This window comes from Variovorax paradoxus, from assembly GCA_016806145.1.
GTDB lineage: Bacteria > Pseudomonadota > Gammaproteobacteria > Burkholderiales > Burkholderiaceae_C > Variovorax.
This window is the reverse complement of sequence record CP063166.1, coordinates 4,236,402-4,248,256: the sequence shown is the minus strand read 5'-3', so window position 1 is coordinate 4,248,256 and position 11,855 is coordinate 4,236,402. Positions and strand designations below refer to the sequence as shown.

Annotated in this window: 2 protein-coding genes; one reads left to right on the top strand and one right to left on the bottom strand. The window is 69.7% G+C overall.

Going from position 1 to position 11,855, the window contains the following annotated elements:
- Positions 1 to 280 precede the first annotated feature (280 nt).
- Positions 281 to 10,918: an autotransporter-associated beta strand repeat-containing protein gene (locus INQ48_19860; protein ID QRF60815.1), complete on the top strand. Its 10,638-nt coding sequence runs from the start codon at positions 281 to 283 to the stop codon at positions 10,916 to 10,918.
- 4 nt (positions 10,919 to 10,922) lie between these two features.
- Here INQ48_19860 and INQ48_19855 read toward each other — a convergent pair whose 3' ends face one another.
- Entirely contained in the window at positions 10,923 to 11,774 is an 852-nt protein-coding gene (locus INQ48_19855) for a nucleotidyltransferase (GenBank protein QRF55636.1), read from the bottom strand.
- Between the last annotated feature and the right edge of the window lie 81 nt (positions 11,775 to 11,855).

Sequence of the window (11,855 nt, the reverse complement as noted above, 5' to 3'; positions counted from 1 at the left end):
TGGCGGCAACGGCACCTGGCGTGTGGGCGTTCCAGGCGACGGCTGGACTGGCGCCGACGGCAAGATCAACGCGGCCTGGGCCCAGGGCCAGTTCGCGGTGTTCGGCAGCAGCGCCGGCACCGTCGACGTCAACGACGACAACGGCACCGTGCGCATCACCGGTGCGCAGTTCGCGACCAACGGCTATCGCGTGCAGGGCGATGCGATCGAGCTGGGCTCTGCAGCGACCACGGTGCGCGTCGGTGACGGCAGCGCGGCCGGTGCCGGCATGACCGCGACCATCGCGTCGTCGCTGACCGGCGCGGGCGGATTGGTCAAGGAAGATCTGGGCACGCTGGTGCTCGATGGCAGCAACAGCTACAGCGGCGGTACCACCATCAAGGGCGGCGTGCTGCAGATCGCATCCGATGCAAATCTCGGCGCGGCCGTCGGCGGGCTCGCGCTCGAGGGCACCACTCTGCATGTGACGGGTGACACCGTCGGCACACGCACCGTGAGCCTGGGCGCGGGCAGCAACAACTTCGACATCGACAAGACCGTCGCGCTGAACGGCACTGTCAGCGGCACGGGCAGCCTGCGCAAGATCGGCGCGGGCACCTTGCGGCTCGGCGCTGCCAACAACTACGCGGGCGGTACCTTCGTCGATGTCGGCACGCTGGCCACCGACGTGACCGGTTCACTTGGCAGCGGCGCAGCGAGCGTGGCTTCGGGCGCCACCTTGCAACTGGATGGCGCATTCGACGCCGGCACCACGGCCATCGGCAACCAGGGCACCGTGCGCTTCCAGGACAAGGCCAGCGCGGGCACGTCCACCATCACGAATGCCAAGGGCAGCGTGCTGGCCTTCGCGGACGACGCATCGGCCACCAAGGCCACGGTGCTCAACCAGGCCGGCGCGCAACTGCGCATCGACCAGTCGACAGCGGGCGTGAACGTCGGCGCACTCGATGGCGCGGGCGACGTGCTGCTGGGCGCGAAGGCGCTGACGACCGGTGGGCTGAACGCCAGCACCACGGTGTCGGGCACGATCGGCGGCGCCGGCGGCTCCGTCATCAAGGTGGGCAATGGCGCGCTCGAGCTGAGCGGCGCGAACACCTACACCGGCGCGACCATCGTGGCGGGCGGCACGCTGGCCGCGAACAATGCAAGCGGCAGCGCAACCGGCACGGGCGCCGTGCAGGTGCAGTCGGGTGCCACGCTGGCGGGCACCGGCAGCATCGCGGGGACGGTGAACGTTGCCAAGGGCGGCGTGCTGTCCGCGGGCAATGGCGGCGCGGGCACGCTGACGCTGGGCGGCCTGAGCCTGGCCGAAGGTGCGGTGCTCAACTACGACCTGGGACAGGCGGGCGTTGCGGGCGGCGTGCTCAACGACCTCGTCAACGTCAACGGCAACCTGCAGCTCGATGGCACGCTCAATGTGGCCGAGACGGCCGGCGGCAAGTTCGGCGCGGGCATCTACCGGCTCATCAACTACACGGGCGGGTTGACCGACAACGGTCTCGACATCGGCGCGGCGCCGGGCGCGGCGGCCGACCTGCAGGTGCAGACCTCGGTGGCCCAGCAGGTCAACCTGGTCAATCGCGCGGGCCTGTCGCTGAACTTCTGGGACGGCGGCGACAGCACCAGGTACAACGACGGCCTGGTGGCCGGCGGCAGCGGCACCTGGCGCGTGGGTATACCGGGCGATGGCTGGACCGGTGCGGACGGCAAGATCAACGCGGCCTGGGCGCAGGGGCAGTTCGCGGTGTTCGGTGGTGTCGCTGGCACTGTCGACGTGGACGATGCCAATGGCACCGTGCGCATCACCGGTGCGCAGTTCGCGACCAACGGCTACCGCCTGCAGGGCGATGCGATCACGCTCGGCAGCGCGGCCACCACCGTGCGCGTGGGCGATGGCACGAACGCCGGTGCTGGCATGACCGCGACCATCGCGTCTTCGCTGACTGGCGCGGGCGGATTGGTGAAGGAAGACCTCGGCACGCTGGTGCTGGGCGGCACCAGCAGCTATGCGGGCGGAACCACCATCAAGGGCGGGGTCCTGCAGATCGCATCGGATGCGAACCTCGGCGCGGCCACGGGCGGCCTCGCGCTCGAAGGCACCACTCTGCACGTGACCGGCGACAGCGCTGGCACCCGCACCGTGAGTCTGGGTACAGGCAGCAACAGCTTCGACATCGACGCGGCTCGCACGCTGGCGCTCAACGGCGCGGTAAGTGGCGCGGGGAGCCTGCGCAAGATCGGCGCGGGCACTTTGCGGCTCGGCGCGGCCAACAACCACGCCGGCGGTACTTTCGTCGACGTGGGAACGCTGGCCACCGGCGTGGCTGGCGCGCTCGGCAGCGGCGCGGCGAGCGTGGCATCTGGTGCCACGCTGCAACTGGATGGCGCATTCGACGCCGGCAGCACAGCGATCGGCAACCAGGGCACCGTGCGCTTCCAGGACAAGGCAAGCGCGGGCACCTCGACCATCACGAATGCCGCGGGCGGCGTGCTGGCCTTCGCGGACGACGCATCGGCCACCAAGGCCAAGGTGCTCAACCAGGCCGGTGCGCAACTGCGCATCGACCAGGCGACCACGGGCGTGAACGTCGGCGCACTCGATGGCGCGGGCAACGTACTGCTGGGCGCCAAGGCGCTGACCACCGGTGGGCTGAACACCAGCACGACGGTATCGGGAACGATCGGCGGTGCGGACGGTTCGGTCGTCAAGGTGGGCAGCGGGACGCTGACGCTCACCGGCGCCAACAGCTACACCGGTGGCACGACGGTGACGGGCGGCACACTGAGCGCGAGCAACGCCAGCGGCAGCGCGACCGGCGCGGGTGCGGTGCTGGTGCAGTCGGGTGCCACGCTCGCGGGTACGGGCAGCATCGCGGGTGCCGTGAACGTCGCCAAGGGCGGCGTGCTTTCCGCGGGCAATGGCGGTGCGGGCACGCTGACGCTGGGCGGTCTGAGCCTGGCCGATGGCGCAGTGCTCAACTACGACTTGGGCCAGGCCGGTGTTGCCGGCGGTGCGCTCAACGACCTCGTCAACGTCAATGGCAACCTGCAACTCGACGGCACGCTCAATGTGGCAGAGACGGCCGGCGGCAAGTTCGGTGCGGGCATCTACCGGCTGATCAACTACACCGGTGGTCTGACCGACAACGGTCTCGACATCGGCAGCACGCCGAGCGCCAAGACCGATCTGCAGGTCCAGACTTCGGTGGCCCAACAGGTCAACCTGGTCAATCGCGCAGGCTTGTCGTTGAACTTCTGGGACGGTGGCGACAGCAGCAAGTACAACGATGGCCAGGTGGCCGGCGGTAGCGGCACCTGGCGCGTGGGCGTGCCGGGCGATGGGTGGACCGGTGCCGACGGCAAGATCAATGCGGCCTGGGTGCAAGACCAGTTCGCGGTGTTCGGCAGCAGCGCCGGCACCGTCGACGTGGACGATGGCAACGGCACGGTGCGCATCACCGGTGCGCAGTTCGCCACCAACGGTTACCGCTTGCAGGGCGATGCGATCGAACTGGGCACTGCGGCGACCACCGTGCGCGTGGGCGACGGCAGTGCGGCTGGTGCCGGCATGACCGCGACCATCGCGTCGTCGCTGACCGGCGCGGGCAGCCTGGTCAAGGAAGACCTGGGAACGCTGGTGCTCGAGGGCGGCAACAGCTACAGCGGCGGTACCACCATCAAGGGCGGCGTGCTGCAGATCGCATCGGATGCGAACCTCGGTGCGGCCGCAGGTAGCCTCGCACTCGAAGGCACCACGCTGCATGTGACCGGCGACACCGCGAGCAAGCGCGCGGTGAGCCTGGGCGCTGGCAGCAACAACTTCGACATCGACAAGACCGTCGCGCTGAACGGCATGGTCAGCGGCGCAGGCAGCCTGCGCAAGACCGGCACGGGCACCCTGCAACTCGGCTCGGCCAATGCCTACGTGGGCGGCACGGACGTCGCCGCGGGCTCGGTCGAGGCCCTGGTCACGGATGCGCTGGGCACGGGAGCGGTGTCGGTGGCGGGAAATGCCTCGCTGGCCTTCACCAACACGGCCGACGCGGGCAAGCTCGCGATCACCTTGGCCAAGCGCGGCAGTGCACCGACCGACAACGGCGGCTTCGTCGCTTTCCGCGACAGCAGCTCGGCCGGCAACGCGACCATCACGGCGAACCAGGACGCGTCGGTCGAGTTCCGCGACAGCGCGAGCGCGGGCAGCTCGGTGATCGAGAACCGCGGTGGCTCGACCACGCTGTGGTTCAACGCGGAGGGCGGCAAGGCTCGGATCACGAACTTCGCGGGCGGTCGCATCGACCTGCTCGACGACGCGAGCGCGGGCCAGGCACGACTGGTCAACGAGAACGGCGGTGTGATCAGCTTCGCGGACCGCACGAGCGCGGACCAGGCGACGGTGGTGAACAACGCGGGCGGGCAGCTGCGCATCGGCAGCCTCACGAATGCGGGCGTGGGCATCGGCTCGCTCGAAGGCGCAGGTGACGTATTCCTCGGCGCCAAGGCGCTGACCACGGGCGGCTTGAACACGAGCACGACGGTGTCGGGCACGATCAGCGGCGGCGGCGGCGGCGGCGGCGGCGGCTCGGTCGTGAAGGTCGGCAGCGGCACGCTCTCGCTGAGTGGCGCCAATACCTACACCGGTGGCACCACGGTGGCGGGCGGCACGCTCGCGGCCAACAACGCGAGCGGCAGCGCGACCGGCACGGGCACGGTGCAGATCCAGGGCGGCGCGACGCTGGCCGGCAATGGCAGCATCGCCGGTGCCGTGAACATCGCCAAGGGCGGTGTGCTGTCGGCCGGCAATGGGGGCGTGGGCACGCTGACGCTCGGCAGCCTGAGCCTCGCCGATGGCGCGGTGCTCAACTACGACCTGGGCCAGGCCAACACCGTGGGTGGCCCGCTCAACGACCTCGTCAACGTCAACGGCAACCTGCAGCTCGACGGCACGCTCAACGTGGCGCAGTCCGCGGGCGGCAGCTTCGGCGCGGGCCTTTACCGGCTCATCAGCTACACGGGCAGCCTGACGGACAACGGTCTCGACATCGGCACCGCACCGGGTGCTGCGGCCGACCTGCAGGTGCAGACCTCGGTGGCGCAGCAGGTCAACCTGGTCAACCGCGCGGGCCTGTCGCTGAACTTCTGGGACGGCAGCGACGCGAGCAAGTACAACGACGGCCTGGTGGCCGGCGGCAACGGCACCTGGCGCGTGGGCGTGCCGGGCGATGGCTGGACCGGTGCCGACGGCAAGATCAACGCGGCGTGGGCGCAGGGACAGTTCGCGGTGTTCGGCGGCAGCGCCGGCACGGTGACGGTCAGCAACGCGGGCGGCACGGTGCGCATCAACGGTGCGCAGTTCGCCACCAACGGCTACCGCGTGCAGGGCGACGAGATCGAGCTCGGCAATGCAGCGACCACCGTGCGCGTGGGCGATGGCACCAACGCCGGCACGGGCATGACCGCGACCATTGCGTCTTCGCTGACCGGCGCGGGCGGCCTGGTCAAGGACGACCTCGGCACGCTGGTGCTGGACGGCAGCAACAGCTACAGCGGCGGCACGACCATCAAGGGCGGCATCCTGCAGATCGCGTCGGACGCCAACCTCGGCGCCGCGGCGGGCGGCCTCGCGCTCGAAGGCACCACCTTGCGCGTGACGGGCGACATCGCCAGTGCGCGTACGGTGAGCCTGGGGGCGGGCAGCAACCGCTTCGACGTCGACGCGGCCCGCACGCTGGCGCTCAACGGCAGCGTGAGCGGCGCGGGCAGCCTGCGCAAGATCGGCGCGGGCAGCTTGCGGCTCGGCGCGGCCAATGCGTATGCCGGCGGCACCTTCGTCGACGCGGGCACCTTGACCACTGACGTGACCGGTGCGCTCGGCAGCGGCGCGGCCAGCGTGGCCGCGGGGGCCACGCTGCAACTGGGTGGCGGTTTCGATGCCGGCACCACGGCCATCGGCAACCAGGGCACGGTGCGCTTCCAGGACAAGGCTAGCGCGGGCACGTCGACCCTCACCAACGCCGCGGGCGGCGTGCTGGCCTTCGCGGACGACGCTTCGGCGAACAAGGCCACGGTGCTGAACCAGGCCGGGGCGCAGGTGCGCATCGACCAGGCGAGCGTTGGTGTGAATGTTGGCGCTCTTGGCGGCGCGGGCGATGTGCTGCTGGGCGCGAAGGCGCTGACCACGGGTGGACTGAACACGAGCACGACCGTGTCGGGCGTGATCAGCGGCAACGGTGGCTCGGTCGTGAAGGTGGGCAGCGGCACGCTCGACCTGATCGGCGCCAATACCTACACCGGTGGCACGACGGTGGCGGGCGGCGCGCTCGCGGTGAACAACGCGAGCGGCAGTGCGACGGGCACCGGCGGCGTGCAAGTCGCGTCCGGCGCCATGCTCGCGGGCAACGGCAGCGTGGGCGGTGCGGTCAGCATCGCCAAGGGCGGCATCCTGTCGGCGGGCAATGGCGGCGTCGGCACGCTGACGCTCGGCGGCCTGAATCTCGCTGACGGCGCAGTGCTCAACTACGACCTGGGCCAGGCCAACACCGTCGGTGGTGCGCTCAATGACCGTGTGCAGGTCAATGGCAACCTCCAGCTCGACGGCACGCTCAACGTGGCGCAATCGAAGGGCGGCGTGTTCGGCGCGGGCATCTATCGCCTGATCGACTACACCGGCAGCCTGACCGACAACGGCCTGGACATCGGCAGCGCGCCGATCGCGGCCAAGGATCTGCAGGTGCAGACCTCGGTGGCGCAGCAGGTCAATCTGGTGAACCGCGCGGGCCTGTCGCTGAACTTCTGGGATGGTGGCGACAACACGAAGTACAACGACGGCAAGGTCGCCGGGGGCAATGGAACCTGGCGTGTCGGTGTGCCCGGAGACGGTTGGACCGGTGCGGACGGCAAGATCAACGCGGCCTGGGCGCAGGATCAGTTCGCGGTGTTCGGCGGCACGGGTGGCACGGTCACGGTCAGCAATGCGGGCGGCACGGTGCGCATCAACGGCGCGCAGTTCGCGGCCGATGGGTATGTGCTGCAGGGCGATGCGATCGAGCTTGGTGCTTCGGGGTCGGTGGTGCGCGTGGGCGATGGGTCGGGTACCGATGTCACGCGCAGCGCTACGGTGAACGTCGCGCTGACCGGCGCCGGTGGCCTGGTGAAGGACGACGTGGGTCGCCTGATCCTCGGCGGCACCAACACCTACACCGGCGGCACGACCGTGAAGGCCGGCGTGCTGCAAGGCAACACGGCGAGCCTGCAAGGCGGCATCGTCAACGACGCCGAGGTCGTGTTCGACCAAGCCAAGGCCGGCAGCTATGCCGGCGCGATGAGCGGTACGGGCAAGCTGCGCAAGATCGGCACGGGCACGTTGACCCTGACCAGCGCGAACAGCTACGCAGGCGGCACCTTCGTCGACGCGGGCACGCTGGCCACCGACGTGACCGGAGCCCTCGGCAGCGGCGCGGCGAGCGTGGCCTCGGGCGCCACGCTGCAGTTCGGCGGCAAGGCCGACCTGGGAAGCCTGTCGGTCGCCAACAGCGGCACGGTGCGCCTGCAAGGCAACGCGAGCGCGGGCAGCGCCAGCCTCGTCAATGCCTCGGGCGCCGTGCTGGCCTTCGCGGACGACGCGACGGCCGACAAGGCCACGGTGAGCAACGCGTCCGGTGCGCAGGTGCGCATCGACCAGGCCACGACGGGCGTGAGCATCGGCACCCTCGGTGGCGCGGGCGACATCGCGCTGGGCGCGAAGGCGCTCACGCTCGGCGGATTGAATGCCAACAGCACGCTGTCGGGCACGATCGGCGGTACGGGTGGCGCGCTCGTCAAGGTGGGGACTGGCACGCTGACGCTGACCGGTGCCAACACCTATACCGGTGGCACCACGGTGGGCGCGGGCACGCTGAGCGTGAACAACAAGAGCGGCAGTGCGACGGGCACGGGCGCGGTGCTGGTCCAGAGCGGCGCGACCCTTGCGGGCAGCGGCAGCATCGCTGGCGCGGTGACCATCGACAAGGGCGGCATCCTCGCTGCGGGCAACAGCCCGGGCACGCTGACGCTCGGTGCGCTCACGCTCGCGGGCGGCTCCACGCTCAACTACGAGTTGGGCCAGGCCGGCGTTCCTGGCGGCGCGCTCAACGACCTGATCAACGTGACGGGCAACCTGAACCTAGACGGCACGCTGAACATCGCGCAATCCGCGGGCGGCAGCTTCGGCCCTGGCCTCTACAGGCTCATGAGCTACGGCGGCAGCTTCACCGACAACGGCCTGGACATCGGTACAGTGCCGGGCTCGGCCAAGGTGGCGGACCTGCAGGTGCAGACTTCGGTGGCGAACCAAGTGAACCTGGTGAACCGCGCGGGCCTGTCGCTGAACTTCTGGGATGGTGGCGACAGCACCAAGTACAACGACGGTCAGATCGCCGGCGGCTCGGGCACCTGGCGCGTGGGCAACCCGCAGCCCTCGATGGATGCCTGGTCCGACATGGACGGCAAGCTCAACGCCAACTGGGCGCAGAACCAGTTCGCGGTGTTCGGCGGCAAGGCCGGCACCGTGACGGTGGATGCGGCTGGCGGCGCGGTGCGCATCGCCGGTGCGCAGTTCGCCACCGATGGCTATGTGGTGCAGGGTGACGGCATCGTGGTGGACAACGCCAACTCGGTGATCCGCGTGGGGGATGGCACGGCTGCAGGTGCGACCATGACCGCAACCCTCAATGTGGCGCTCAGCGGCACGGGCGGTATCTCGAAGGAGGATGCGGGCCGACTGATCCTGGGCGGTGCCAATACCTACACCGGGGGTACCACCGTCAAGGGCGGCGTGCTGCAGGGCAGTGCGACGAGCCTGCAAGGCAATATCGTCAACAACGCGGAGGTCGCCTTCGACCAGGGCAAGACGGCGGGCACCTATGCGGGCACGATGAGCGGCACGGGCAAGCTGCGCAAGATCGGCACGGGCACCTTGACCTTGAGCAGCGCCAACAGCTACAGCGGTGGCACGCTGGTAGATGCGGGTACGCTCGCCACCGAAGTGACAGGCGCACTCGGCAGCGGCGCGGCAAGCGTTGCATCGGGCGCCACGTTGCAGTTTGGTGGCAAGGCGGACGCGGGCAAGCTCGCTATCGCCAATGCAGGCACCTTGCGACTGCAAGACATCGCGAGCGCTGCAGGCGCCACGGTGACCAATGCAGCGGGTGGCCAAGTGCGCATCGATTTGACGACCACGGGCACGAGCATCGGCTCGCTTGGTGGTGCAGGCGATGTGGTGCTCGGCACCAAGACGCTGACCACCGGTGCTCTCGGCACTGACAACACGATCTCGGGCGCCATCACCGGCACGACGGGCTCGCTCGTCAAGGTTGGCGCAGGCACGCTCACGCTGTCGGGCACGTCCAGCTATAGCGGAGAGACCCGCATCGCAGCAGGCACCTTGAAGGCCGGCGCGACCAACGCCTTCAGCGCCGCATCGAGCGCTGTGGTCGCCAGCGGCGCCACGCTCGACCTCGGCGGCTTCAGCCAGAAGATGACCGGCCTGACCAACGCGGGCACGGTCTCCTTGCTCGGCACCGTCCCAGGCACGACCTTGACCTTGACTGGCCCCTACGTCGGCAACAACGGCGTGCTTCGCCTCGGCGCGAAGCTCGACAACCCCGGCATCGCAGACCGCCTGGTGCTCGACGGCGCCACCGCATCCGCCAGCGGCAAGACCACGGTGCAGGTCACCAACCTCGGCGGCCTGGGCGCACGCACCAGCGGCGCAGGCATCGAGCTGATCAGCGCGAAGAACGGCGCGACCACCACCGCGCAAACCAGCAAGGACGCCTTCGTGCTCTCGGGCGGTCGCGTTGACGCCGGTGCCTACGAGTACCGCCTGTACGCGGGCGATGCGGGCGGCGAGGGCGAGAACTGGTACCTGCGCACCGAAGCGGAGCCGGGCGCCTCGCTGCCGACGTACCGCGCTGAGGCCTCCCTCTTCGCAGCCCTGCCGAACCAACTGCGCCAAAGCAACCTCGGCATGCTGGCCAGCCTGAGCCAGCGCATCGGCGACGACGACGTGCGCGGCAGCGGCGGTGCAAGCACCACGAGCGTGGACGGCGGCAACCGCCGAGCCTGGGGCCGTCTGATCTCCACCGACATGGACATCCGCCAGGGCGGCACCGTCTCGCCGCATGCCGAGGGCCGCGTGAGCGGGCTGCAGGCAGGTACCGACCTGTGGGCCAATGCGAACTGGCGCGCGGGCATCTATGTCGGCCAGCTCGAAGGCGATACGCGTGTCAGTGGCTTCAGCAGCGGCCTCCTGAACGGCGCTGCAGGCCGCAACGACCTGCGCAGCCAGTACCTGGGCCTGTACGGCACCTTCACGAGCGATGACGGCTTCTATGCCGACACGGTGCTGCAGGCCGGCCGCCATCGCTACACGGTGCAGCCGCAACTGAGCGCCGGTGTCACGGGCAAGGGCAACAGCTTCCTGGCCTCGATCGAGGTCGGCAAGGCCTTTGCGCTCGGCACGGGCGGCTGGTCGGTGGAGCCGCAGCTGCAGCTGATCCACCAGCGCCTGCGCCTGGACGACGTGGCGATTCCCGGTGCGCTGGTGCAGCAGGACGCCGACAGCAGCTGGACCGCACGCGCTGGTGTGCGCATCAAGGGCAGCTTCGCGACAAGCGCGGGCACGCTGCAGCCCTATGCGCGCCTCAACGTCTACCGCAGCTCGAAGGGCAACGACATCGCGCGCTTCGTGAACCCGGCGGCGATCACGCCGGTGGGCGCACCGATCGGCGGCACGAGCACGGAACTGGCAGCAGGCTTCACGCTGGCACTGAGCCAGCGCACGAGCCTGTATGGCGAGCTCGGCAAGCAGTGGGCCTCGGGCGGCGTCGCTCGCGTGGGCAGCTCGGTCAATGCGGGGGTAGGCGTTCGCGTGAAGTGGTGAGCTTTCAGCCAGGTGGCTTCCCGCCCTGGGCCTCGGCCCGGGCGGGAATCGCCTCGGTCCACACCGCGATGTCCTCGGGCGTCATCGTGCTCGCGGGCGTGAGGCGTCCGTCGACATAGCCGAGCCGCTCGATGTCGTGCAGGAACTGCTCGCGCGAGAGCAGGGTGCCGGCGCACACGTTCTCCCCCGTGGCGGCCGTTGCGAGCAGCTCGCCGGCGAGGCGGCTCATGAGCAACGTCATCACCCAGCTCGGCACGTGGTCGCGCTCGGCGGGATAGATGTAGCCGAACAGCGTCAGGTGCGCGAGCAGCACGCGCCAGTGCGCGCCGAAGCGCTCCAGCAGCCCGGGCCAGTCGAGCCGCTGCGCGTTGACCTGCAGCAGGTGGGCAATGTCGCCGCCGTCGTAACGCTCGCGTTCCATGATGAAGGCCTTCGACACCAGGCAGTCCTCCACGTTGGCGACGCAGACGGGAACGCCGAGCACGTCGGCGCGGCAGTTGTCGTGGAACCAGCGCGCGTCCACCGGCATGAGGCCGTTGCCCGAATTGAAGATCAGGTCGATGAACTCCTGGCCGTCGTAGACCTTGCCGAGCCAGTGCGGAAAGGTCATCTCGGTGCGCCATCCATGCGCGAGCGCGACCTGCGCGATGCGATCGTAGTCCTCGCGGCGGATGAAGAGGTCGAGGTCCTTGGTCGAGCGGCGGATGCCGGTGTAGCAGGCCTGCGCGAAGGCGCCGCCGACGAGGAACGGAATGCCGGCCTCGTCGAGCGCGCGCAGAGCGCGCCGGTAGAAATCGGCCACCCGCGGTTCGACTTCGTCTTCGAGCGAGGGCGCGAGGATGGTGGAGGGCGTCATGCACGCAGTGAATGCCGCCGCGCCGGCGGCGGGGCAGGGGCAAAGGACCCCATCGAATGTCAGACGGGCGCCTACAAGCGC